The organism is Bryobacter aggregatus MPL3 (assembly GCF_000702445.1).
Lineage (GTDB): Bacteria > Acidobacteriota > Terriglobia > Bryobacterales > Bryobacteraceae > Bryobacter > Bryobacter aggregatus.
Window position 1 is genome coordinate 958,619 of record NZ_JNIF01000003.1, and the last position, 25,683, is coordinate 984,301.

At 58.9% G+C, this 25,683-nt stretch carries 14 protein-coding genes; 7 read left to right on the forward strand and 7 right to left on the reverse strand.

Going from position 1 to position 25,683, the window contains the following annotated elements:
• Positions 1 to 60 precede the first annotated feature (60 nt).
• Complete coding sequence (locus M017_RS0104815) at positions 61 to 2,259, forward strand: DUF1549 and DUF1553 domain-containing protein (RefSeq protein ID WP_051669513.1); 2,199 nt, start codon at positions 61 to 63, stop codon at positions 2,257 to 2,259.
• Between the two features lie 2 nt (positions 2,260 to 2,261).
• The gene (locus M017_RS0104820; protein ID WP_031496222.1) at positions 2,262 to 3,653 is read left to right on the forward strand and encodes a DUF1501 domain-containing protein; all 1,392 of its coding nucleotides are present in this window, start codon (positions 2,262 to 2,264) and stop codon (positions 3,651 to 3,653) included.
• Here the strand turns inward: M017_RS0104820 and M017_RS0104825 are convergent.
• The 6 genes from M017_RS0104825 to M017_RS0104850 form a co-directional block, all read right to left on the reverse strand.
• A complete protein-coding gene (locus M017_RS0104825) occupies positions 3,634 to 5,760 on the reverse strand; it encodes a PLP-dependent aminotransferase family protein (RefSeq protein WP_031496223.1) in 2,127 nt (708 codons plus the stop codon). The genes M017_RS0104820 and M017_RS0104825 overlap by 20 nt on opposite strands.
• On the reverse strand, positions 5,760 to 9,242 hold the full coding sequence (locus M017_RS0104830; RefSeq protein ID WP_031496225.1) for a TonB-dependent receptor: 3,483 nt from the start codon (positions 9,240 to 9,242) through the stop codon (positions 5,760 to 5,762). The genes M017_RS0104825 and M017_RS0104830 overlap by 1 nt, the downstream gene beginning before the upstream one ends.
• A gap of 130 nt (positions 9,243 to 9,372) precedes the next feature.
• A complete protein-coding gene (locus M017_RS27390; protein WP_051669514.1) occupies positions 9,373 to 10,083 on the reverse strand; it encodes an anti-sigma factor family protein in 711 nt (236 codons plus the stop codon).
• A complete protein-coding gene (locus M017_RS0104840; protein WP_031496228.1) occupies positions 10,080 to 10,610 on the reverse strand; it encodes an RNA polymerase sigma factor in 531 nt (176 codons plus the stop codon). Before M017_RS0104840 ends, M017_RS27390 begins: the two co-directional genes overlap by 4 nt.
• Before the next feature lie 20 nt (positions 10,611 to 10,630).
• Positions 10,631 to 13,309, reverse strand: a complete 2,679-nt coding sequence (locus M017_RS0104845; RefSeq protein ID WP_202901616.1) for a TonB-dependent receptor — start codon at positions 13,307 to 13,309, stop codon at positions 10,631 to 10,633.
• Between the two features lie 43 nt (positions 13,310 to 13,352).
• Complete coding sequence (locus M017_RS0104850; RefSeq protein WP_031496232.1) at positions 13,353 to 16,373, reverse strand: TonB-dependent receptor; 3,021 nt, start codon at positions 16,371 to 16,373, stop codon at positions 13,353 to 13,355.
• A 138-nt stretch (positions 16,374 to 16,511) separates the two neighbouring features.
• Here M017_RS0104850 and M017_RS0104855 point away from each other — a divergent pair, with 138 nt between their 5' ends.
• Genes M017_RS0104855 through rpiA form a run of 5 tightly spaced genes read left to right on the forward strand, consistent with a single transcriptional unit; the run spans position 16,512 to position 23,198 of the window.
• Positions 16,512 to 18,122, forward strand: coding sequence for an aminotransferase class V-fold PLP-dependent enzyme (locus tag M017_RS0104855; protein ID WP_155121244.1), 1,611 nt, complete (start codon positions 16,512 to 16,514; stop codon positions 18,120 to 18,122).
• On the forward strand, positions 18,123 to 20,072 hold the full coding sequence (locus M017_RS0104860) for a PQQ-dependent dehydrogenase, methanol/ethanol family (protein ID WP_080507509.1): 1,950 nt from the start codon (positions 18,123 to 18,125) through the stop codon (positions 20,070 to 20,072). It begins immediately after the preceding gene.
• 34 nt (positions 20,073 to 20,106) lie between these two features.
• The gene (locus tag M017_RS0104865) at positions 20,107 to 21,822 is read left to right on the forward strand and encodes a GMC oxidoreductase (protein WP_031496236.1); all 1,716 of its coding nucleotides are present in this window, start codon (positions 20,107 to 20,109) and stop codon (positions 21,820 to 21,822) included.
• Complete coding sequence (locus M017_RS0104870) at positions 21,815 to 22,507, forward strand: gluconate 2-dehydrogenase subunit 3 family protein (RefSeq protein ID WP_031496238.1); 693 nt, start codon at positions 21,815 to 21,817, stop codon at positions 22,505 to 22,507. Before M017_RS0104865 ends, M017_RS0104870 begins: the two co-directional genes overlap by 8 nt.
• Before the next feature lie 4 nt (positions 22,508 to 22,511).
• Positions 22,512 to 23,198, forward strand: a complete 687-nt coding sequence (gene rpiA / locus M017_RS0104875; RefSeq protein WP_031496239.1) for a ribose-5-phosphate isomerase RpiA — start codon at positions 22,512 to 22,514, stop codon at positions 23,196 to 23,198.
• On the opposite strand, the gene M017_RS0104880 is transcribed toward rpiA, so the two are convergent.
• A complete protein-coding gene (locus M017_RS0104880) occupies positions 23,190 to 25,535 on the reverse strand; it encodes a hypothetical protein (protein WP_031496240.1) in 2,346 nt (781 codons plus the stop codon). The two genes, rpiA and M017_RS0104880, sit on opposite strands and share 9 nt — an antisense overlap.
• Positions 25,536 to 25,683: the final 148 nt, after the last annotated feature.

Sequence of the window (25,683 nt, forward strand, 5' to 3'; positions counted from 1 at the left end):
AAACACACCTGGCTGCCCCCTGGAATTAGACCAACGCCGGTTATAGACTAAAGGCACCTCATGACAAGCTTTGTCCCTACCCGCATCGTCTGGATTGCGCTTGCGGCTCTCTCTCTCCATGCAGCCGATCCGCCCAAAGAGACCGTAGCAGAGCAGTTCGCCAAGCGGGCCGCTCGGCTGTGGTCGCTACAACCTGTCGTAAAGCCAGTCGTGCCAGTTGGCGTGAGTTCATCAAACAATCCGATTGATGCGTTGATCGGAGCGGTATATCAGGAGAAGGGGCTACAGCCGGTCGGCAAAGCAGACAAGCTCACCATCTTGCGGCGCGTCTATTTCGACCTGATCGGTCTCCCTCCAACGCCTGCCGAGCAGGATGCCTTCCTCAGCGACGAATCTCCCGAGGCCTACGCGAAAGTGGTGGATCGCTTACTCGAGGACAAACAGCATGGGGTGCGCTGGGCCCGGCATTGGCTGGACGTCCTGCGCTATGCCGACCTCGATGGACTCGACGGCTCCGTGATGCCCGCGGCAGGCAGCGTCTATCTCTGGCGCGACTGGATGATCAGCGCCTTGAACCGGGACATGCCCTATGACGGATTTGTGCGCGCCCAGATCCTGGGCAACCGCTATCAGCCGGAGATCGCGACTTCAAACGGCGGCCGGCGCACCCGCGTAGAGGGCCCTGTCTCCGATACCTTTGCACTCGGCTTTCTCGCTCGCGCGGCGCTGAACCGCGGCGACAAGGATCGCGACGTCCCCTTTGCTGCCGTCGAGACGATCTCCACCGCATTCATGGGCGTGACGGTCGCTTGCGCCAAATGCCACGATCATAAATTCGACCCAATCACGCAGCGGGACTTTTATGCGATGAAGGCGATCTTCGATCCGCTGGTATTGAAGAATACGATGCTGGCCACCCCGTCCGAGATCTTTGAACACGCAGAAAAACTGGACGAATATAAGAGAAAGAAGGCGCCCGTCGATGCAGCCATCGAAGCGCTAGTGGGCTCTTACCGCACCAAGCTTTTCGATGAGCGGGTGGCCCAACTCACACCAGACGTGCAGGCGATTGTGCGCAAGGCCGAACGCGACAGGACCGAGGCGGAACAGAAGATCTTTGACGATTACTTTCCGGTGATTCGGATTGATGCCTCGAAGATCAAGGAGATCATGCCAAAGGAGGAAGTGGCCAAGTACAACGCACTGTTGAAGGAACAAGGCGCGATCCGAAACCCAGCGGCGCTGCCATCCTATTGGACTGTCGAAGAAGATAAGGAACTGCTCAAGGCCCAGAGCTACATCCTCAACACCGGCGACCCGAACCGTCCAGAAAAGGATCATCCGGTCGAGCCGGGTTTTCCGTTCCAACCAAAGGATCTCGACTTCCGCGATGGACGCCGCGAGGCCTTCACTGGCTGGCTAACGGACGCGAAAAATCCGCTCTTTGCCCGTGTCGCGGTGAACCGCATCTGGGCTTGGCACTTTGGCGAAGGGCTACACCGCGTCACCAGCGATTTCGGTGTACTCGGGGGGCGGCCCACCAATCAGAAACTACTCGATTATCTGGCCGCCGAGTTTGTCGCACACAACTACAGCATGAAGTGGCTGCATCGTTTGATTGTCAGCTCCGACACCTATCAACTCTCCTCCAAGGCAGATGCGAAATCCCTGGCGGCAAACACGAAAGCCGATGCGCGGAACTCCTATCTCTGGAGATTCCGCTTGCAGCGGCTGGAGGCAGAGCCGATCTGGGATGCCCTTCACTATGTCTCCAATGATCTCGATTTGAGCATCGGTGGCAAGTCCTTCCAGTTGCGTACTGCGGACCAGAAGCAGGCGATCTTCCTGCGCGGCGCGGGCAATACGGATAACCGCACGAATCGGCGCGGCATCTATTTGACCCGCGGCTACATCCCAAGCACCGACGTGATGAGCAACTTTCTCACCTCCTTCGACGTGGATGATGGACGAACCCCCTGCCCCATCCGCACCCAGACCGTCACCGCTCCACAAGCCCTCTTCACGATGAACAACGACTTGATCGAGCAGGAATCCCGCAAGCTGGCCGAGCGTGTGCTGCAGGAAAGTAAGGGCGATCTCCGGGCAGCCGTGACGCTAGCTTACCGGCTGAGCTTGGGCCGCCCCCCATCGGGTGTAGAAAGCGATCAGGCGCTGACCTATGTGGCCAATGACGCCGCCCGGCTGCCAGGCCTTGCCTGGCTACTGTTCAATCTGGATGAATTCATTTACGTGAGATAAATATGATCGACCCAAGTAAACTCTATCCCTGTGGTCGCATCGCGCGGCGGCGTTTTCTAGTTCGTTCTGCCGGTGGCTTTCTCGGCTCGGCCTTGGGTTCCCTCTGGGCCAATGCAGGGCAGCTCCCTGACGCACGCCTGCCGGGCCAGGCTCCGGCGAAGTCTGTGATCTATCTGTTTCTGTGTGGAGGCTTGAGCCACATCGATACCTTCGATCCCAAGGACAACAAGCACGCCGGAAAGATCATGGATGCGATCGGCTTCGGCGACAACAATGCACCGATGAAGCGGCCGGTGATTCCGATTCTGCGGACCTACAAGCAATATGGACAATCGGGCATTCCGGTATCGGACTGGTTCCCGAATGTCGGCGGCGTGATCGATGAGATGGCCGTGGTGCGCTCGATGTACTGCCACCAGACGAATCATTTTCCGGCTGTGCTTGAGGGCGCGACCGGCAAGCCCTTGCGCCAGTTTGAGCATCCCACCCTGGGCAGTTGGGTGTCTTATGCGTTAGGCACCGCAAACAAGAATCTGCCCACCTTTGTGAACATCGGACGTCCGTCCTCGCCCGTGCAACTGACCGGCGGCTACTTGGGCGCAAGCTACTCGGCAACCCCGTTTCAGCCGGGAGATACGCCAATTCCGGATCTGGTTCCCCCAAAAGGAGCGAGCGCGAAGGAACGCGACCGGCAGGCCGAGTCGCTCCACGAGTTGAACAAACAGTTCCGCGAAGATTATGCGATGGAGAGCGAGATCGCTGCGCGCACAAGAGCCTTCGAATTGGCTGGGAACATGATGTTGACCGCCCCGAAGATTGTCGATTTCTCCACCGAAGCGCAACATGTCAAGGAACTCTATGGCATTGGCACAAAGGAGACCGATGACTTTGGACGGCAACTGTTGCTGGCCCGGAGACTCGTGGAGAATGACGTGCGCTTCATTCAGATCTGCCACTCCGGCGGCGGCAATGGCGGGTGGGACGCGCATGACGACATCCGCACCCACGGCCCTCTTTGCCGAGCCGTCGATCGACCGATCGCAGGACTGATTCAGGATCTGAAGCAGCGCGGATTGTTAGACAACACGCTGGTGGTGTTGACCAGTGAGTTTGGACGGACGCCATGGTCCCAGAACACGACAGGCCGGGATCACAATGGCAAGGGCTTCACCACACTGCTCGCAGGCGGCGGAGTGAAGGGTGGAGTGATTGAAGGCGCAACCGATGAGGTGGGCTATCAGGCAGTAGAGAAGCCGCACTACATTAGCGACTTGCAGTCCACGATCTTGAAGCAGGTAGGCCTCAATCACAAGAAGATGGACTTCGTACTGAACGGCAGGCCCTTCCACTTGATTGAAGAAGGCCTTGGCCCGATCAACGCGATTTTGAAGTAAAGCGCAACACCACCGGGAGACCCGCAGGAGAGTTCGCAAATCGCAGACGGGTGAGGCCGTCTTGAAAGTCGAAGCGCACAGGCTGGCCATCAATCGTCACTTCTGTAGGTGGCGCAGCAGAGGAGATCGCCAGGATTCCCTGCGTATCGCCAATGCCATCAGCCTGGAAGCGGAGCACCTGGTCTTTGAAATTCTCGTTCCGGACACGGCATCCGGCAGCGACAACCTTGGGAATCTTCGATGGACGGTATGCCAGATCGAAAAGAAGCGCTCGACTTCCCGCGCTGACTTCGACCCTGCGAAGTAGCGAGAGCTCCGGATCAAAAAGATTGACATAGCGGCCGCTCAAGACAAATGGCTTTGCATTGGGAACCGATTCTGACAGGCCAGCCGCGATGAGATAGGGTCCACGGCGAAGGACGAGAGCGTTGCTTTCCGCCCAGGGCACCTTCCCGGCCGTAGCCGCTTGCTGGGTCAAGTGCCGGATCCGTTCCGCACCGTTGGCTTCGTAGGTGAGTGCCGCAGGGGATGCCGCCTCACGCAGTACCACGCCTTTGCCGATCGGGTGCAGCCCCGTCGCATCCAGCGGCATCCCCAGAGTTTGAAAGAGGTGTTGCCGAGGAGTCTTGAACTGGTAGGGCGCCGTATTCCACCACTCCTTGACCCCATGATAAGGATCCTTGTCATCATCAACCACCACCAAGGCGCCGCCCTTCCGAACCCACTGAGAAAGCGCGTCGTGGAACTTCGGATCAGGAGGCTTCTGCCCCTCATAAGTGAGGAAGAGTAACTTGTATCGATCAAGAAAACCGGAAGAGTTCGCGCTCTCAATCTGAACGGCTTCGACAGGGATGCCGCGCTTGAGAAGTGGGAGCGCAAGACCGTAGAAGCTCCCGAGGTTGGCGTCGGAAGGCTCGGGTTCCGCGCGTTGGAACATCATCGTATCGGCAACAAGGACACCAGTCTGGGCAGTGCCCGCACGGAGCCAGCGAACGTCGGATTGCTTCATGTCGCCAAGCGCAGTGATGACCGTTTGCAGCTCGGTTTCATAGGGCTTGGGGATCGTGACTTTGTTTGTGATGTCGCTACTCTTGAGCGGGTGGCGACTGTTGAAGACGCGGTCCGGCCAGGGCATGATTTCGTAATGCCAGACCTCGGGTTGCAACAGCGAGGCAACGAGAGTGCTTTCCCAATTCGTTCTGTAGTCTTCCCAGTCATGGTTCGGGTTGTCTTCGATTGGATCGTTCAGATACCAGACGCGGCGGCCGGAAGCCCGCACCAGATTTTGCATCGCACCATACTCAAGAAAGGCAGTTTCAAAGGTGCGCTCCTGCCGGCGGCCTTCATAGACATTGGGCGTCCGGGCTGTGCCCGTCCACACTTGGGCGATGTAGCCATCAGCGCCAACCTCCAACAGCGAGGACTCCGGACTGACGATTTTCCAGTGGGCGTAGTTAAGGAGGGAATGCGTTGGAACGTAGCACCGAATGTTGCGATGGTTCTCTTTGCCGTATTGCCTGACGAAATCAAAGACTTGCGACAAGGCGCGGCGATAGAGATAGTACTTCAACTTTGAGGCGCGGTATTGAGCATCTGGTGAGGAGTTGGGAGCTTGCCAATCCTGCTGGTAATACGCTTTCCATTCGCGCTTGAAATTCTCTTCCCAGCCACCACGTGCCCAAAACTCCGGCTCCTCCAGGTGAATGGATTCGGCGCCGGCATCCAGCGCGCGCTTGACGCCGAGCGTCAGATACTTGCCGTAGTTTTCGCCGGGCGAGATGTATGGGACATTGGCGTTCCCACCATGGAGGATCCGCTTACCATTCGCTTCAGTCTGCGCCTGATCCCAATGGTCGACGCCATCGAAGCTTCCATTGAGATAGTCCTGGTACTGGCCCCAGGCGACACCCGTCATGACATGGATCTGATAGCGATGCTCCTTCCAGCTTGCGATATTAGCAGGCATCCGCGGACCAATGCCGTAGACCATCGCGACATCGGCGTTGAGGTTCGTACGCGGCGACCAGGGCCCACTCGTCTGAAAACTCAGACGCTCGTCGTCAGCAACGGCGCTGGCGACGAGCAAGAGTGAAAGCAGCCGGAACATCAGAAAGAGACGCGAGCGCCCATTTGGATGTTGCGCGGGCTATTGCCTTGAGCGGTGAAGAGTCCGAACTGCGCGCTGCTCTGCGTCGTATTCGGGCTAGCGAAGGTCACGCGGTTCAAAGCGTTTGAAGCCGATGCGCGGATCTCAAGTCTCGCCTTCTCGCCCAATGCGAAGTTCTTGATCACTGCAAGATCTTCTTGCACCGTCCAGGGAGTACGCAGAAAAGAGAGCCGGCGGCCAGTATCGCCATAGGTCATGTTCGCAGGAAGAATAAACGCATCCTTGTTGAGATAAGGAACCGTGGAAGCGGTCTCTTTGGTCCAGGCAGGATTCAGCAACGGGATGGCGCCTGTGGTGGCGCCGGGAGCAAAGCTACAGCGAGCGTTCGCACCAGCCCCAAAGAAGTTCTGGCCACAAGTGATCATGAGCGGTGTGCCGCTGACGTAAGTGTGGATCGCAGAGACTTTCCAATTGCCCAGAACAGCATTCACCGCCGGGTGGGCGTTGCCGAGGAAGTGCTTCCCCTTCCCAAAGGGTAGTTCATAGACATAGCTGATCCGCAGGTTGTGCGGCGTGTCCTGGCTCGCAACGGCTTTGTCCGCGCGACGGTTGTACTGGTTCTGCACGTTGCCGTCACTGGTGCGATTGGCGTCTTCGCCGTTGGAGCCAGAGATCACTTTTGCAAAGGTGTAGGAGACCAGCATGAAGAGACCGTGATCGAATCGATGCTCGACGCTCGCCTCTAAGGCATGAAAGGTCATGTGGCCATCATTCTGCCCACCCGCATCGCTCCCAATGCCGGAGTACTGCGGATAAGGCCGCAGAGCCTGCTGCAGTTGGAGGTTCTGCGGGAAGTTCGGATAGGGCAGCTTGAAGCCAGCCGCAACCACGACGGGGTTGTTGATCACAGAGCTGACCGGCTGACTCAGGAGCGTCCCATAGATGCCCCAGTACTTGGGATCAAGCTGATTCTGGTTCTGCTGCCGTGAGAGCAACTTATTGCCGATGGTCGCGTGGTAGCTGCCGCGCAGGACGGTGCTCTGGGTAAGAGTGTGGTCGACGGTGAAGTTCCAATCGCCGAAGTAGGGTGCCCGGCCAGCCGTAGGGTTGTAATAGAACGGGGTCTGATTCAGCAGATTCGCGCTGAGCACAGCAGGGCTCGAGATCGGAGGCCGCAGCGCGGCAATCTGAGTTGCAAACGAGGTGTATCCATCTTTCACCAGATAGGAAACGCCATTGGAGAGGTTGCTGCCAATCGAGCTGAAGGTGCCACCAAAGCCCTGGATGCCGTTGTCGGCATTGCCATCTTCACGCGAGGGTTGGTAATAGATCGAGCCACCGGCGCGGAGCACCGTCTTGGACCCGACACGGTAAGCCATGCCAAGACGAGGGCCAAAGGCATTCATGCGAGTCTGGCCAAAGCGGTTGGGAGCGCCATCGACTCCCGCAAATTGCATGGCGCCAAGCAAGCCACCCGCAGCAGGATTCGGACAAGTGGGGCAGAAGTTCGAGTTGTGGAGATGGCGCTCTTCTTTCGGCACCGGAATCTCATAACGCAACCCGATGTTAAGCGTGAAGCGATTGTTGACCTTGAAATCATCCTGTACATACCAGGCGTAGTAAGGCCAGAAGAAAGCGGTGTCACTTGGATAACGGAAGCCGCCGCCGCTCGCAGTTCCCAGTAGAAAAGATGCAAAGTCAAAACCGCTATTGGCGATGTTCGGATTGCCTGTTCCGGCAGCGCTGAAGCTGACGGTTCCGTAGGCGCCGTTGAAGTCGAGACGGCGATAGATGCCGGTCAGATACTCCATGCCGAACTTGATCGTCTGGCGGCCCTTGATCCAGGACAGCTGCTCCTTGATGTTGGTGGTGCGTTGGCGGGAATCGGTAAAGACGCTGTTGCCCCAGGTGGCCAGACTGGTGCTGTAAGTGGTGGAGGTGCCAGGCGCCAGAGGAGTGACCGTGCCAGGAGCGTAGGTAGCGCGCGCCAGATCGGCCGGGAAGGTACTGACATAGCCAGGAGCTTCGAGTACCGTACGGCGATTGAAGCCGATGGTGATGTGATTGAGCAGATTGGGAGCGAGCGTGTAATCGTCGTTCAGGCGATGGTAATCGGTCATCACTTCAGAGGGAAATCCGGTGCCAGGAAGACCTTCGAGATTGTTAATGCTGGGAGTGGCCGGGCTGAAGAAGTGGCTGTAGAGATAGCTGATGCGGTGCTTGTCGTTGAAGACGTAATCGAGCTTGATGGAAGGCAAGGAAGACCGGGAAGTGGAGTAGCTTCGCGAGCGGTAGTTGTTGACGATCTTGGTTGGGTCATCGGGATGGGGCAACAGCGCAATGAGCTTGGCAACCGTCGGATCAATTCGAGAAGGACAAAGGACGTCGAGCACACCGTTGCACTGGAGCCGGGGGCGATCGGCCGCATTGGCAATGATCTTCCCGCTCGCATCGAAGGGATCGTAAAGCGGAAAAGTCTTGCCGGTAGAATCGACATTGCGGCGGAAGTCCCCCTGGAGATACTCGTCGATCGGCGCATTCACTAAGGCGGTCGATTGGCCGTTGCGCGTCGTGGCCTTCTCGTAGGCGAAGAAGAAAAACGCCTTATTGCGCCCATCGAATACTTTGGGGATGAAGATAGGACCACCGAAGCTGCCACCGGGATTCCACTGACGCACGATCGGACGCTTCGAGGGGGCAAAGGTGAAGCCGCGTGCGTTAAAGACTTCGTTGCGATTGAAGAGGAAACCGCTGCCATGCGGCTGGTTGGTTCCGGACTTGGTCACCCAGTTGATGACGCCGTTGGAGGTACGGCCATACTCGGCGGAGTAGCCGGAGCTCTGCACTTTGAACTCCTCCATTCCTTCGACGCTGACGCCGTTCATGGCCGGATCGTTGCGCCGCTCGCTATTCGCTTCGGCGCCATCGAGTTGTTCGCTTTGACCATCTAAGAGGCCGCCGCCAATGCGTGGATTGTTGGCTGGCCCAATGACGCCGGGAGTGAGGATGACAAAGGCGAGATTGCTTCGGACACTGCCGCCACTGATGAAGAGGGGAAGATCCGTGATCGCTTTGGTCGCAACAACTTTGCCCAGATTGCTGCCAGTTGTTTCGAGAATGGGAGTGGCAGCGGTGACCTCGACAGTCTGATCCACACCGCCGACGGTCAATCGGAAATCGACATCCACAACGCTGGCCACATCGACACGGACGCCGGTGGTCTCGGCTCGGCGGAAGCCCGCTCGTTCAGTACCGACGCGGTAGTCACCCACCGGCAAATAAAGGATGCTGTAGCTGCCATCGGTACCCGTGTTGACCGACTGCTTGAGCCCTGTATTGACATTGAGGGCAGTCACACTAACGCCAGGGACGGCAGCCCCGGAGGGGTCCGTAATGGTGCCGCGAATACTTCCGAGATTCTGTGTCCAAGCAGGGACGCAAAGTGCAAGCAGCACGGCCAGGTACTTCGTTCGGAACGACATGTGATTTCCCTCAGCGTTTGAAATTCGCTTGACTATATATCATTCGTCGAGCGCTGGGAAGATCAGATTGATAATTATAGATTTTGATGACTGCTGCGGAATCGGCCGCCAAGTCTCTAAGCGATACGCTCTACTGCCAAGCCGGATCTTTGATAAACGCGGCGTGATCGCTGAGCGGCTCCGCCGTCCGGAAATACTTGCGATAAGCAGCCACCCAATCGCTCGCCAGTTCCTGCTGGGCAGTTGTCAGGTCCAGTTTGCCAGCGCAGACCAGCGCATGCAGGCGATCTTCGAGGGCATCCTTAACGCGCGAATTCCACGTGCCCTCAGCATAAGGCTGGGGCCAGAGATTGCGACGGTCCGTTGCACCACCGAGGTCGGGCGGAATCAGATAGTCGATCTCGTAAGTACGAGGTTTGGGATTGCGAATCCCGTAGTCCTCAAACACCGCATGAGCGGCACTTGCTGCAATCGCCGGCACTTCCGCTTCGTCCAGTGCGGCACAGAGTTCAGCTCTGGTCGCGGCAGTGACGGCGCCGGGAGTGATCGAAGGGCTAGGAGCGTATGTAGGTCGATGGCCAAAGGGTAAAAAACTGAAGATCGCGATCGCCGCGGCAGCGGCAAGCAATGGCATCTGCTTCCGGTGCAACCGCAGTTGGCTCACAGGCGTTGGCTGCTGCTCATAAAGCGTTACAACAGCTTCACTGGTAGATTCAAACGACGCTTTTCGCGCCCGACAGACCGCACAAGCCGACAAATGGGCCTCGACAGCAGCAATGCGGCTGCCAGGAACTTCCCCGTCCAAAGCCAGAATCAGCTCGGCATCACTCAGGTGGCTCATGATTCATCCGCCCGGTTCAGGCGCTCCAAAGAACGCTGGATCGATTGCGCAACCGCGCCAAGGGAAACATCGAGAATCTCAGAGATCTCGCGATAACGAAAACCTTCCGCACGCAAGGAAAGACAGGCGCGGTCCCGTTCGTCCAGGGCACGCACCACAGCGGCCAGACGGCGATGCCGTTGGTTGCGCACCGCCAGTTGCTCCGGATTTAGATTGGGATCGGCCGTATCCAGCAACTCGGGCAAGGATTCGCGCTGGCGCGTCTTTAACGCCAGATTATGAGCCACCCGGAACAGCCAACCGCGCAGATTGTCTTGTGGCTTTTCTGCGCGCAAGTGCCGAAACAAAGCCAGGAACACTTCCTGGATCACTTCTTCACTGTCGTGCTCTCCGAGTCCCAGGGAACGAAGATAGCGGAACAGCGGTCCGTGGAACTGCTGGAAGAGCGCCACCAGATGCTGCTCGAGCTGCCCGGGAGGGGCGCTCGAGTGCAGCAACTCGATCTCAGGATAGGTGACGATCTTCAATCCTCTACTGTAACGTTTGCCTAGAAGCGAACCCGCATCCCGCCCACAATCGAGCGAGGAGCGCCAGGTGCGTAGAAGGTGCCGTGCTGGATCGGATACTCTCCGTTCACCGCCGGGAAGGGCCGAGCTTGAAAAGCGCCCGCGCTGGTGAAGCCAATGGGCCCCAGTTGCGCCGCACTGTAGTAGCGCCGGTTCAGCAGATTGTTAATCTGGCCGAACAGCTCGAAGTGCCGGTTGATCCGATAGCGGGATCCCAGGTTCACCACCGCATAACCAGGCGACTTGCCAGAGCCCAGATAGTAGGTACCATCGGCCATATGCTTGTTGTCCTCATTCCCGCGCGCGTAAGAACTGGAGAACGCCGTCATCCCGAGGTCAATCGACAACTTCTCAATCGGACGAATGTCCGCATAAGCCTTAAAGGAATGAGCCGGAACCAGCGGAATGCTATCGCCTGGCTTAACGGGAATGCTGCCCGCGAGCCCTTTCACGCCTGCCCGGGCCGTCGAGTTTGAACTGTTGCTCGAACCATCTACCAACTCATGGCTCTGGTAGGTGGCATCGAGCCAGTTGTAGTTCCCGCCAAGCAGCACTTTCCAGAACCGCGTACTGGCGCCCACGTCAACACCCTGCCGAAGAGTCTTGCCAAAATTGCGGAAGTATCCAAAGCCACTGACGCCAGAAGCGACAAAGAGAATATCGTCCCGGTTGCCGGCACGGTACCAGCCGAGATTCCAGTTCAGACGGGCTTCTGCGCTGCTGCGAAGTCCTGCCTCAAAGGTGCGGGTCACAACCTGCTTGAGTGGCGGGTCGCCCGCCATGGAGTTTGGTAGTTTACAGGGCTGGCTCGGATCGGCACAACCCAGTTCAATCGAGGTAGGAGCGCGTGACGCTTCACTAAAGCTGAAGTAAGTATTGATCCCGGAGACCGGAGTATAGGTGAGGCCCACGCTCGGATTGAAGCGTTCAAACACATGCCGGCCTGTCAACGAACCCGGACCAGCGAGTGGAATCAGCCGATCGAGATTCTCGATCACCGTCCGATTGTAGCGGCCTGAGGTCGTCAAGTGCATCCGGCGGGTGATCGTAAAATTATTCGTGGCAAAGACGCTGACATTGTTGCCATGGCCCTGCAGGCGAACCTGCGTGTTGAACGGAACGCCATCCTCATCCCCCCCGCGCACACCGTCTGCATAAGCCGGAACGCCAGTGACACTGCGGTCTGGGTTGAGATAGCCCAGTTGCGCCAATTGATGGAAACGAACTCGTGTGCCATCCCAGGCCGCTCCTGCTGTGAACTGGTTCCGGCTGCTGATCTTCGTCCACTGTCCGGAGACGCCAAAGTTATGTTGCAGTGACGTGCTGCGAGTGATTAACCCATTGCACTTTTCAGCAGGCTCATCGAGAAGAAGAGCCTGCCCGATGCAGCGCCATTTCGGAAACGGAGTGTTGGCCGCTGTCGCACCGGAAGTGGGAAAACCACTATACCCAGCGGCAGTAAGAGCCGCCCGTTCCGCCGCGCTCGGTTGGTAAACCGACTGATTCAGAGAGTCGTCATTCAGATCGCCATTCAGCGAGCGAGTTCGGATGTAACGGTAATAAACGTTCCCCGCAAAAACACTGCCCGCCTTGGGCGAATGCGTGAAATGAGCATTCAGCAGAGGAGAGCGGTTCGCTGTGATATCCGGCTTGGTATAGACACTCGTATAGTCCTGCTGCAGGAACCGCTCGTCTTGCAGGCCATTGCCAGTGAGGTTGTTGTTCGCATAGGAAAGCGAAAGGGCAATGCGTGTCTTGTCGTTTTTCCAACCGGGCTTGGCAAAGAACTGCCTGACATTCGAGGGGGAACTTTGGCGCCAACCGTCTTCAAAGAAGAGCGTCGAAGCCAGGTACCAATCGAAATGGCCGCGCACACCACCATGCTCCATGTCGGCAACACGGCGGCCAAAGCTGCCCCCACTCACTTGAATAGAGGTGCCGGGCGTGCTCAAACCCGACTTCGATTCGATCGCAATCGCACCTCCCAGTGTGTTCAGGCCGAAGAGCGGATTGGAGCCCGGAATCAGCGTCGTCTCAGCGATCGCGAGCCGGGGGATGAGATCCCAACTCACAACATCGCCAAAGGGTTGATTGAGGCGCATTCCGTCCATGTACACCGCAAGCCCCTGCGGCGTCCCTAATAGGGGAGAAGCCGTATAGCCACGGAAATTGACATCGGCCTGAAAAGGATTCCCTTGTATCTCGTTGAGATAAACTCCACCCATCCGTTTCGCCATGAAATCGGAAAGATCGGTTGCCCCGCTGTTCTCGATGGTGAGAGCATTGGCCGTCTGGATCGGTGCAGGAATTTCATCGCGCGACAGATTCAGTCCCGGCAGAGGAAGAGAAGCGATGACATTAACGCTCGAACCGGCGTCATTCCGCAATAGCAGCGTCACATTCGCCGGAACAGGCGCCTCGGAATCCACCTTCAAGTCTAAGGATTGGGAACGAAAGCCCTCTCGCTGGATCTCCAGGCTGTGACTCCCCAGACTGAGGTTGGGGAAGGTATATTGTCCCAACGCATCGGTCTCAAAAGGCTTCCCATCGAACTTGCCCGAGGCTCGCATAGCGGCGCCACTTGTATCTTTTACCTGCAGGCGAATCTCGCCTGCCCAAAGCGAGGCCACCAGGCACATCGCAATTCCGAAAATTCTCACAACTGAATATTCCGGCAGCCGCCGCGTTGTTCAAGGTTTAATTTCAAAATTGTAGTTTCAATGCAATCTGCACCGATCGGGGACCGCCAAGCTGGAACAGCGAGTTCAAGCCGCCGAGCCCAGTGCCCAACATTGAGGTCGCACGCCCAAAGCTCGCATTCGTCAGCAAGCCGCTTGGATTCGAGAAGTTTGCATGATTCAAGAGGTTGAACGCATCGGCGCGCACTTGTAGTCCGGTGCGCTCCGTGAGCTGGAAAGTGCGGCGCAGCGAAAGGTCGAATTGGGCCACGGGAAAGCCTCGCAACACATTGCGGCCTAAAGTTCCTTGGCGGCCTTGCGCCACCGGCGTGGCGGCATCAAAGGCAGCCGGATTCAGACGCTTCCCGCCCGGCAGTGCTTCGCTATACAGATATAAGGGCTGGCCAACGACTAGATCGGGACGAGAAACCGTTGTAAAGCCCAGCCCGAAGGGATCCCGCGCTGTGGTGATGTTGATCGGCTGCGCGCTTTGCGAACGGACGATGCCGTCGATGCCAAAGTTGCGCAGCAGAACATGCTTGGCCGCGACATGATAGCTGAGCGCCGCATTGAAGGCATGGCGAATGTCAAAAGATGAGGGCCCGCGATCGCCATTCGGGTTCAACTTGCTCGAGGGAGCCTGGAAGTTGTTGATCGACTCCTCAGACACCGTGTCGAGGGACTTCGCAAAGGTATAAGAGGCCAGCACCTGCAAGCCTGCCGAAAGGCGGCGGCGATACTGCGCCTGCAGCGAGTTGTAGGAAGAACTACCGTCGTTCGTGACCAGATCGATGCGGGTGAAGTCAGGCGTTGGGTTGCGCAAGCTGCTCACACGACCCAGACGGCGGCCGATCGACCCGACATAGCTGACAGAAATCGCGTTTGCTGTCCCAATGGGTTGCTCCAGCGCCAGGCTGTACTGGACGGTGTAAGGCAACCGGTAATCCGGCTGGTACTGGAACACACGAGGGTAAGGAGGATTCAAACTCACCGCCGCGGGCTGCACCGCAAAGGCCGGATCGGTGTAGGCAATCTGTGAGAAGGTCTTGGATCTCGAATTGGGGAAGAGGCTCGTACTAAACGCGTTGCCGAGGAACGAAGTCCCCAGGTCGTAGAACAGTCCAACTCCGCCGCGCAGCACGGTACGTTTCTGCGCGAAGGGCTGCGCGCTGATTCCCAAACGAGGCGCAAAACCCTTGTAGTCTGTGTTATAAAACTTGTCCCCAAGAGGCAAGAGCTTGAGGTCGCGAACCGTATAGGGCAGATGTCCATTCGCCTCGCTGGGCGCCGGATTGACGTCCCAGCGCAAGCCCGCCGTCAGGGTCAAGCGGGGATGCAGCCGCCAAGTGTCTTGTGCAAAGGCCGAGAGGTTGGTGTAGCGTGGCGCCAGCGCATACTGGGGCGCAACAATGCTCGCGTCCGAAGACAGGCCTTGGGTCAGAAGCTGGATGCTATTCGGGTTGAACTGGCGGCGATAAGAGCCGGCATCCGAAATCGGAGCGAGATAGCGCGCATCGAAGCCGAATTTCAGCGAATGAGCGCCGAGTGTCCAAGACAAGGTGTCGACAAAATTGAGTTGCCGCTGGCGGTTGTTCACAAAGAGCCCATCGCTGATGGTGTTGTCGCCCACCCCATCCACCTGGATGTAAGCGTAGCCCTTGCTGCCATCGGTAAAGCCTGGATAGAGCGCGGAAGCAGGCGGGACCACCGCGCCGCCAAAGGTATCGATGAAGTAGGAGAGCACCGTTCGGGAGCGGCTGAAGTTCAAACGGAGATCGTTGGTGAGCCGCGGCGTGAACACCGCCGTAAGACCAAGTGTCGTCGTCTCCGTCAGGGCAGAGGTGTCCGAGACGCAACTGGCGGCGCAGTACTTTGCCCGCTCCTGATTGGAAGAAGGAGCGTAGTTGTAGCGGCCAAAGACGCTGTAGCGATTGTTGAACTGATGATCGATGCGGAAACTGGTGGCGTTCAGCGCCGATGGATTCGAGAAGCTGGCCTGATAAGGAACCGTCGTCGGGTCGCTAGCCAACGGCGCATTCACCGGCAGCGGAAAGGCATTCAGGATGTCGCGAATCGGCCCTGTCGCCGCGGCACGGGCCGTCAGGCTCGGCACTTGCAGCGGCACCGTCACAAAGGGTTGGCGCAAACGAAGCCCTTCATAGGAAGCAAAGAAGAAAGTGCGCTTGGCGATGGGGCCACCGAGGGTGCCGCCAAAGTCATTCAGCTTGATGGCTGGCTTTGGCAGTCCTGCCGCATTTGCAAAGAAGTTACTCGCATCGAAGACCGAATTCCGAAAGTACTCAAACAGCGTGCCATGGAAGTTGCTGGATCCCGAACGCGTCACAATCGCGATCTGCCCGCCAGGCTGCCTGCCGTACTCCGCCGCATAGGTAGAGGTTTGGATTGTGAACTCCTGCACCGCATCCACCGAGGCAAGGCTGTTTGTACTGCCCAGCGCGGAGAAAGCAGGAACACCGCCACCATTCTCGTAAGGCGTGACCGAAGCGGAAGTCGCAAAGTTCGCGCTGACCCCATCAACCGTGAAGTAATTCGCATTCGTGCGCTGGCCATTGATGCTGAACTGGCCGGGAGTGACAAGATTCGCGGCCGCCGGGGTGACGCCAGGCGCCAAGGCAATCAGCGATTGGAAACTGCGGCCATTCATCGGTTGGTTCTCAAAGAAGTGCCGGTCGACACTCGTTGCGACCACCGCGGAATCGCTCACCAGCGGCGCCTCCGAGCTAACAGTCACCGACTCGCCCACTTGTGCCGGCGCCAGTGCGATCCGCAAACTGCGCTGGTCCCCTGCATGGAGAACAACCGCAGCATATTCGACAGGCCCAAAGCCCGGGTGCTCAATCCGTAAGAGATAAGTGCTGGCTGGCAACTGCGTCAGCACGAAAGCGCCGGCCTCATCGGTCTCGATCTCGCGCTGGGTGGATTTCGATTTCTCCGTCACCGTCACCCGGGCGCCGGAGACAGCCCGCTGTTGCGTATCAACGACATTGCCACTCAGCGTTGCGGTATTAGCTTGGCCGAAAGCCAATGCGCTTAGTATTACGAATATCAAAAAACGTATCACGATACTCATTCTACGCGGAAGCCTGTGCCCTGACCACCCTTCTCGAAAATTTTGCAAAATGTGACACTAAATAAGACGTTCACCGGCAAAGCAGGAGTAGTTATGTTCAATTCATTGCGTAAAGTCGCCCGCAGATATTTCGGGCAGGAGTTGTTAGGACGGGTGGGGGCGATGTCGTTGCCCACTCTGTTCGGGGCCTCAAGCGTTGCGATGGCGCAGAGTAACAGCGGGTTGCGCCTCGGAACGGACATCTATCGCTCGATTGGCATCACCCCCTTGATCAACTGCCGGGGCACCCTGACCATTGTCGGCGGGTCCTTGATGCTGCAGGAAGTCCGCGAAGCCTACGATGCCGCGTCGCGCCAATACGTCCATATCGACGAGATGATGGACAGCATCGGCAAGCGGCTGGCGACTCTGACAGGCGCAGAGTATGGCATGGTGAGCTCGGGCTGCTCGGCAGCCATCGCCCACGCCACCGCTGCTTGCGTCGCCGGCTCCAACCCGGACTTGCATGTCCGCATCCCGAATCTTGAAGGCTTCGCAAAAGACGAAGTCATCATCCCCAAGCGCTCGCGCAACGTGTACGATGCAGCGGTGCGTTCGATCGGCGTCCGCATCATTGAAGTGAGCACGCCCGAAGAGTTGGAAGCGGCCATCGGACCTCGTACGGCGATGATCTACATCTACGCAGGGCCGCAAGCCGAAGCAGAACCGCTGCCCTTCCCCACCGTCACCCGCATTGCCAATCAAAAGAAGGTTCCCGTGATGGTGGACGCAGCGGCAGAACTGCTCACGGTGCCGAATGTCCATCTCGAACGTGGCGCGACGCTCGTCGGCTATAGCGGTGGCAAGGTGCTGCGCGGCCCGCAGGCCTGCGGCATCCTGATTGGCCGTAAAGATCTGATCCAGGCGGCCTGGATGCACAGCGCGCCACATCATGGCTATGGCCGCTCGATGAAGATTGGCAAAGAAGAAGCAATGGCGATGCTGATGGCTGTCGAAATGTGGTTTAAGCGCGACCACAAGGCGGAGATGAGGCAGTATCTGAGTTGGCTTGATGACCTGTCCGCTCGCGTGAAGAAAGTAGACGGAGTCAACACCACCATCCGCGAGGCGAGCGGCCTCTCCAATCACACCCCGAACTTGTACATCCGCTGGGATGCGAACAAACTCGGCATCACGGGTGAGGAATTGACCAAGATTCTCTACACGACGGAGCCGCGCGTCGCACTGGCTGGTGGCGGAGGCAATCGCAATGCCCCCTCCGGAGAGACAGGAATCCAGATCGCTGCGTTTATGATGCAGCCCGGCGACTCAAAGATTGTCGGCGATCGCGTCGCACAAATCCTCGGAGAGAAGCGCCCCACGCGCAGCGTTCCTGCCTTGGCTCCCCCAGTCACCAATCTCAGCGGCAAGTGGGAAGTCAAGATCCAATTCACCTGCGGCAGCACGACGCACTATCTGCATCTCAAACAGGATCAGAATCGCATTGAGGGGACTCACCAAGGTGACTTCGTTTCCCGCGATCTCATCGGCACGATCGATGGTAAACAAGTGCGCTTTGCCAGTTCCTACAATGAGTCGCATGGCGACAATCTCTCCTTCCGCTTCACCGGAAACGCCGACGGAGACAGCATGTCTGGCGATCTCGACATGGGCGAATACATGAATGCGAAATGGACGGCGACGCGCTACGCGTTTCGAGGCTAGATGAAGCGCTTTGCCCTCTTGCTACTGCCTCTGGCATGTCTGGCCCAAACGCCCTCTGGAAAACGTCTCTTTGAAGCCCGCTGTGCGATGTGCCATGGCGCGGACGCCGCAGGCGGCGAACGAGGCCCAAGCCTGATAGCCCACCCCGTGTCGCGCGAGATCATTCGCAACGGCAAGCCCGCCAGCGGCATGCCCGCCTTTGCGTTTTCAGACGACGAGATGAACGCCGTGGTGGGCTATATCGAATCGAGAGCTCCCCGCCAGCAGAAGGCGGTCGAGAAGACGGTCACCGTTGGGGGCCGCAGCATCGAAGGCCTGGTGCAAAACGAGAGCAACTTCGATCAGCAGTTGCTCGGCCGCGACGGGCGTCTCTATCTGATCGATCGCGCCGCGTCTCGCATCGAAAGCCCGGAGCCGCTGAGCTTCGCCTCCATCGCCCAGCCGCAAGAAGGCGAATGGCCCACCTACAACGGCAATCTGAACGGCAACCGGCACAGCAGCCTGCGCGAGATCCACCGTGGCAATGTCAGCAAGCTTGCGCCGCGCTGGATCTTCACCCTCCCGAACGCAAAGCGCCTCGAAGGCACGCCGCTTGTCGCAAACGGCGTGATGTACATGAGTGCGGCGAATGAAGTGTTTGCGCTTGATGCCCGTAGTGGGCGGCAGATCTGGCACTTCCAGATGCCGCTCACCAAGGGCGTCATCGGCGATGCGGCCAGCGCCATCAATCGTGGTGTCGCGCTGCTGGGAGACCGCGTCTTTTTGGTGACCGATCATGCCCATCTGCTCGCGCTCGACCGGCTGAGCGGCAAACTGATCTGGGACACGAAGATGGCCGACTTCAAGGAGCACTACGGCACTACCTCGGCGCCGTTGATTGTGAAAGATCTGGTGATCACCGGCAGTTCTGGCGGCGATGAGGGCGCACGCGGTTTTATCGCCGCCTATCGCGCCTCGACAGGCGAGGAAGTCTGGAGGCATTGGACGATGCCTGCGCCGGGCGACCCCGAAGCGGCCACATGGAAAGGCCGCGCGATCGAGCATGGCTGTGGCGCTCCTTGGCTCACTGGGTCCTACGATCCGCAACTCTCCCTGTTGTATTGGACCACCGGCAATCCCTGCCCCGACTATAACGGCGACGAGCGGATTGGCGACAACCTCTATACCAGCTCTGTGCTGGCGCTCGAACCAGAAACCGGCAAGCGCCGCTGGTACTTCCAGTTCACCCCGCACGATCTGCACGATTGGGACGCCGCACAACCGGTGTTGCTGGTGGATGCCCCCTTCCAAGGCAAGCCGAGAAAACTTTTGTTGCAGGCCAACCGCAACGGCTTCTTCTATGTGCTGGACCGGGTAAGCGGCGAATTTCTGCTCGGCGAAAAGTACGTCAAGAAGATGGATTGGGCGAGTGGACTCACCCAAACAGGCCGGCCGATCCTGGTGCCGGGCAAAGAGCCAAGCGAAGCAGGCACGCAGGCCTGTCCTGCCGTCGAAGGCGCGTCCAATTGGATGTCCAGCAGCTACAGCGCGGCCACTGGCCTCTTCTATGTGATGACGCTCGAGCGTTGCAGCATCTATCTGAAGTCGGCGGCGTGGTGGGAGCCCGGAAAGAGTTTCTACGGAGGCGGCACCAACCGCGTGCCGGGTGAGAATGGCGAAAAAATCCTGCGCGCGATCCACGTCGCAACCGGCAAGATCGCCTGGGAATACCCGCAGATTGGCAGCGCGAATTCCTGGGGCGGTGTGCTGTCTACCGACGGCGGGCTGGTCTTCTTTGGCGAGGATAGCGGCGCCTTTGCCGCCGTCGACGCCAAGACCGGAGCACCGCTCTGGCACTTCCAAACCAGCCAGTTGTGGAAGGCTTCTCCAATGAGCTATCGCGCCGGCGGCAGGCAGTTCATTGCCATTGCCGCGGGTGGCGCCATTCTTGCCTTTGGCCTCCCAGAGTAGGGGCGTATAAACTGTTACAAGCAGCTAGAATTTCATGCCCCAAAATCCACGCAATCAAGACACGTATGATGCCGTAGTTGTCGGCTCCGGCGCGGGTGGCGGCACAGCCGTTCAGGTATTGATCGAGAAGGGCCTGAAAGTGGCCCTGCTCGAAGCAGGCCCGATGCTGGACCCGCGCACCGAGTTCAAAGAACACAAATGGCCCTCTGACTACGACCATCGTGGCGCGGAAGAAGGCGGCGCCCAGTATTTTGGCAAAGGAAAGCCCTTTGGCTTCTTTTCGACCACCAGTGGCGGTTGGCAGCTCGAAGGCGAGCCCTACACCGTCGGCGAAGGCAGCCAGTTCCAGTGGTTCCGCTCCCGGATTCTCGGTGGACGCACCAACCACTACGGCCGCATGTCCTTCCGCTTTGCCGAATATGACTTCAAGCCGCACGACAAGGACGGTCTGGGTACCAACTGGCCCATCAGCTACCAGGACATCGCACCCTATTACGACAAGGCCGAAGAGTTCATCGGCGTCTGCGGCACCCAAGAGAATGTAGCGTCCTGCCCCGATGGCAAGTTCCACACCGCGCCGCCGCCGAAGGTGCACGAAGCGCTGATCAAGAAGGCTTGCGACAAGCTCGGCATCATCTGCATTGCGAATCGCCGGGCGATCATCACCAAGGCCTTGAATGGCCGCGCGCCTTGCCACTATTGCGGCCAGTGCGGCCGCGGTTGCCAGACCGCATCGGCTTACTCCTCGGCGCAGGTACAGGTGTTCCCGGCCATGAAGTCCGGCCGGCTGAAGATCTTTGACCTCGCGATGGTGCGCGAGGTGTTGATGGACGGCAACGGCAAGGCCACCGGCATCCTGTTCATCGACAAGAAGACACGCACAGAGCAGATTATCCGTGCGAAAACCGTGATTCTGGCCGCCAGCGCCTGTGAATCGACGCGCATCCTGTTGAACTCAAAGACCAAGGAATTCCCCAACGGCATCGGCAATGGTTCGGGCCTGCTTGGACGCTTCCTGATGGACACGGTGGGCTTTGGATTGTCCGGTTATGTTCCGGCCATGGAAGGCATGCCGCACTATGACACCGACGGTTACGGCGGGGCGCACTTGTTCATGCCCTGGTGGCTATGGGATCAGCACAAGAAGCTCGATTTCCCGCGCGGCTATCACATCGAAATTGGCGGCGGCTATGGCATGCCCGGTGTCGGCTCCTATCATGGAGCGGCCCGGCGCTATGGCTATGGCGCGGACATGAAGAAGCAGATTCGCGACGGCTACGGGGCGGCGATTGCCTTTGCCGGCCGTGGCGAAATGATCCCGAACGATCATTCCTACTGCGAGATCGATCCCAATGTGGTCGATCGCTGGGGCATCCCCGTGTTGAAGTTCCATTTCAAGTGGAGCGACCACGAATGGCGGCAAGCCCGGCACATGGAAAAGACCTTTGCCGACATCATCACGACGATGGGCGGCCGCGTCTCTGGCCTGAGCGCCGCACAGCGCGAAGCCGACGGCATCTCGGTTCCCGGCACGATCATCCACGAGGTGGGTGGCGCGCGCATGGGCACCTCAGCAAAGAATTCCGTGCTGAATGGCTATTGCCAATCGCATGAAGTGAAAAATCTATTCGTCATGGATGGGGCGAGCTTCGTCTCCAATCCGGACAAGAATCCCACTCTCACCATCAACGCTCTCGCCTGGCGCGCTTGCGACTACATGGCCGAAGAATTGAGGAAGGGCAATGTCTAACTTCGTTTCCGTCGAAACATTTGACCGCCGCGCGCTGATTCGCGGCTTAGCCATCGCGCTGACAGCCGTGGGCTCGATGGATCTCGATGCCGCACAGCAAGTTCATACCGAGACCGCAGCCGAGAAGGCGCGCGGCAACTACAAGGTGAAAGCCTTTGAGCCGAACGAGTTCAAGACGCTCGAGCGCTTGGCCGAGTTGATCGTGCCCAAGGACGAGAAATCGGGCAGTGCGCGCGATGCCGGCGCGCCCGAGTTCATCGATACGCTTTCGAGCCAGAACGAGAAGCTGGCCGACATCTTCCACGGTGGGCTTGCCTGGCTCGATTCTGAGATGCGCAAGCGCTACCAGACGACTTTCGTCGGCGCAAAGCCCGCGCAACAGACGGAGATGCTCGACGTCCTGGTGGCTGCCGAACGCGCAGAAGCCGCCCGGCGCGGCGAAGAACTGGTCTACCAGAAGTCCTCGCTGTACAAGGATTTCAGTGGCTACACCGTCCAACGGGCCAATGAACTGGGCCCCGGAATCGTGTTCTTCGACTGGGTGCGCAAGATGACCGTCGATGCGTTCTACACCAGCCCGATCGGCGTCAAGGACCTGAACTATCTGGGCAACCGTGCCTACAGCAAGTACACCGTGCCGCAGGAATCCATGGACTACGCCATGAAGCGAAGCCCGTTTGCCTGAGCCGATGGTGAATTTAGACGCAGAAAAGCTCGTCGCCGCGCGACGAGCAGTTGAATTTGTCGAGGACGGCCAGGTGGTCGGCCTCGGCACAGGCAGTACAGCCGCTCATGCGATTCGCGAAATCGGAAGGCGAGTGCGGGAGGGGCTGCAGATTGTCGCAATCCCCACCTCGCTCGCCACCGAAGCACTCGCGCGCAGCCTGGGCATCCCACTCACCAACTTTGACGAACACCAGAAGATCGACATCGCCATTGACGGCGCCGACGAGATCGATTCGAATCTGGTAGCGATCAAGGGCGGCGGCGGCGCCTTCCTGCGCGAGAAGATTGTCGCCCAAGCGGCCACGCGGATGATCTGCATCATCGATTCGAGCAAGCTGGTGCCGCAGATTGGCGCCGCCAAGCTGCCCATTGAAGTGCTGCCCTTTGCCGCGGGCTTTGTCCAAGCCGCAGTCGCTGCAATGGGTGCGCAAGTGAGCCTGCGCCGCAAGGCCGATGGCAGCTTGTTTGCCACCGACCAGGGCAATGCCGTGCTCGACGCCCGCTTCGGTTTGCTCTCCAACCCCGAGGCGCTGGCCAGGAAGCTGACTTCGATTCCTGGCCTCTTAGCGCACGGTCTCTTTCTCTCTGAGATCGATGAGCTGATCACCGGCCGCGGCGATCAGGCCGAGTGTTTGCGGCGCTCAGCGTAGCTTCACCAGCCACACCTCAGACACCTGGCACCCACGGCCAGGTCCACCACCACCCGGCGTGCGATTCCACTGGAGCGTTAGGCTTCCGTTCTGAATCGCACCGCTGGGGAGGTCGTATTCGAGCACTTCAAAAGGCTTCTCGACATAGCCATGGATCTCGACGCCGGTGCCAGTCTGGAGCCGTAGGGGCCCCGCGCCATAGACTACCCGGACGCGATACTTCGCATTCGAATCGAGGTCGTTGTAGCGCAAGCGCAGCGTGTTCTCATAGAGCGCCATCATCTGGTCCCACCAGGAGCTGCGGCCTTGCCCGGTGGTAATGAAGAAGGCAACCGGGGTCTGGAAGAACTGCGGATCGTCCTTAAAGCCAACACCCGGCACCAGATGCGGTTGCGCGCCTTCACGGCCCAGGTCGTCATAGTAGCCGCCAGGGCCAGGATCAGTCCAGTTCACGATCTTCGAGAGCTGTGCGACACGATCCTTCTCGGCGGGCAGCTTGCGGATCTCATTAAATTGCGAACGAAGCCAATTGCGGCTATTGAGCGGCGCATCCACCGTGTCGAGCGTGTTGCCACGGCCGCTTTCGCCACGATAGAGAGGTACGCTCAGTTGCATGCGGATGCTCTGGTAGAGCGCCTCGGCCAACTGGAACACGCGGGTGCGCAAGGCGTTGTCGCCTGTGGTCGAGAACAGAGTCGTCTCCGCATTCTGCATCGCGTCATTCGACGGAATCGACCCGCTGATCGCGCGCTCCAGCATGCTCATCGCCGTCTGTTCTGCCGCCGTCTCGGTCAGCAGACGCCGCCGCACATAGGCGTCATAGTAGGCACGGTACAGCGCCTGCTGAAAGCGCCAGTTCAGCATCTGCGACGGAAGCGCCCGGCGCTCCATCTCTTGAAACTGCCGCAGCGTCGTCTCGATTCCCGGATTGCTGCTGACCAGGCCGCGCCAGTTCTGCTCCAGCGACAAGAGGCCATGGGCAAAGTCGTCGGTAAAGTCCGGGCCAATGTAGTAGCGCGCGTAGTCACGCAGAATCTCGATGAGCGGCGTCTTCTGGTTCCAGCCCAGGCCGCTCCAGATCGCTTTGTTCACGTCGTCATTGCAGCCTTCGGAATAAGTAATGAAGCCCATCGCGTACTTCTGCTGCGTGTGGAAGATCGAAGCCTGATCGACCGGCCGCGGATTGATCGGTTCCCGAGAGGAGGTGACGGCAATCGCATAGTCCCAATCTGGCACCGGGTATTGCGCCTGACGGCTATGGGCGATATCGGGATAGTGGCGAATCGGAATATCGGCGGGAAGGCGCTTGCGCAATTCGGGCAGGCTAATGCGCGTTTGCGGCCCGTAGGTGATGCCGGTCAGCCAGGCAGGATGCTTGGCCATGGTCTCAAAGAAGAACTCGATGCTGTCGCTTTGAAAGCCCTGCGGAGCAAGCCACATCTGAGCCTTCGGGTGGTACTTGCGCAGGTTGGCTGTCTGCTTCTCGAGGAAAGGCATCAGGATGGGGGCCGGGGTATGGCCAGGGTCGCCCGCCGGAACCAGAACGGCATCGACACGCGGCAGCTTCCGGAACACTTCGCCCCACTCGCGCAAGGCAAACTCGACGGTCTTTGGATCGGAGTAGTCGTCATCCATGGCCGGGTACCAGACCCAGACATCGAGGCCGTAATCGTCGAGGATCTTTGAGACGGCGATCATTGTCTCCATCGGGGGCGCGGGAAAGTGCGGGCTGTCGGGGTCGTCATCGGAACGCGGCGGAATCAGTTCGACCGCATTGATGCCGAACACGATCAGGTCGCGGATGTACTGCTCCCACATGGGGACGCTCCAGCCGTCGTAGGAATTCGTCTTCGGACGGTAGCCAAGCTGGTGGCCCCGCAGCTTCGATTCCGGGGCCGTTGCCGCCTTGTAGGAGGTAGATAGGGTGACTGAGCCACGCCGCATTTCGAGATGCCGCAGCAGATGGCCGACGCCGAAAAGGATGCCACGGGAATCGTTGCCCGCGACATACACCTGCGAGTTTCCGGGCCGGATTCCGTTATTGAAGCCTTCCGCCCTCGACTCGGTAAAGGTAGAACCGGCAGGGGGCTGGATGGCCGTCCGCTGACCGATCTGAATGGAGGGAGCCGTTGTGGCGTTTGCCGTCTCGCGGCGCCAGCGCACTCCGCTGCGGCGTTCCACCTCTTCGATGAGCATCGTCACCGCCCGTTCCTCGCGGCTAGAGAGTGTGCCTGCCGTCCGGATGACGGCCTTTGTGAGATCAAGAGACTGGGCTTGTCCGACGGGGACAAGCGCGAGTAGTGCGCCCAGGGCGACTAGAAAATGGCGATAAAGCATGAACCGGGATTATACGGTTAAAGCAGGGGCGCCATCAACTGCGCGGCCTATAGTGCCTTGCACCCCTGTGAACATTGGAGGCCCCGCATCGCCAAACGCGGGCGGTCTTCGCCGGATGAGTTTCGATTTTACGATCGCGTACTGGGCG

Coding starts and splice junctions, on each gene's coding strand:
- M017_RS0104855 (WP_155121244.1), top strand. CDS start 16,512: ATGTTCAATTCATTGCGTAAAGTCGCCCGCAGATATTTCGGGCAGGAG.
- M017_RS0104825 (WP_031496223.1), bottom strand. CDS start 5,760: ATGTTCCGGCTGCTTTCACTCTTGCTCGTCGCCAGCGCCGTTGCTGAC.
- rpiA (WP_031496239.1), top strand. CDS start 22,512: ATGGTGAATTTAGACGCAGAAAAGCTCGTCGCCGCGCGACGAGCAGTT.
- M017_RS0104815 (WP_051669513.1), top strand. CDS start 61: ATGACAAGCTTTGTCCCTACCCGCATCGTCTGGATTGCGCTTGCGGCT.
- M017_RS0104860 (WP_080507509.1), top strand. CDS start 18,123: ATGAAGCGCTTTGCCCTCTTGCTACTGCCTCTGGCATGTCTGGCCCAA.
- M017_RS0104865 (WP_031496236.1), top strand. CDS start 20,107: ATGCCCCAAAATCCACGCAATCAAGACACGTATGATGCCGTAGTTGTC.
- M017_RS27390 (WP_051669514.1), bottom strand. CDS start 10,083: ATGAGCCACCTGAGTGATGCCGAGCTGATTCTGGCTTTGGACGGGGAA.
- M017_RS0104830 (WP_031496225.1), bottom strand. CDS start 9,242: ATGTCGTTCCGAACGAAGTACCTGGCCGTGCTGCTTGCACTTTGCGTC.
- M017_RS0104880 (WP_031496240.1), bottom strand. CDS start 25,535: ATGCTTTATCGCCATTTTCTAGTCGCCCTGGGCGCACTACTCGCGCTT.
- M017_RS0104820 (WP_031496222.1), top strand. CDS start 2,262: ATGATCGACCCAAGTAAACTCTATCCCTGTGGTCGCATCGCGCGGCGG.
- M017_RS0104870 (WP_031496238.1), top strand. CDS start 21,815: ATGTCTAACTTCGTTTCCGTCGAAACATTTGACCGCCGCGCGCTGATT.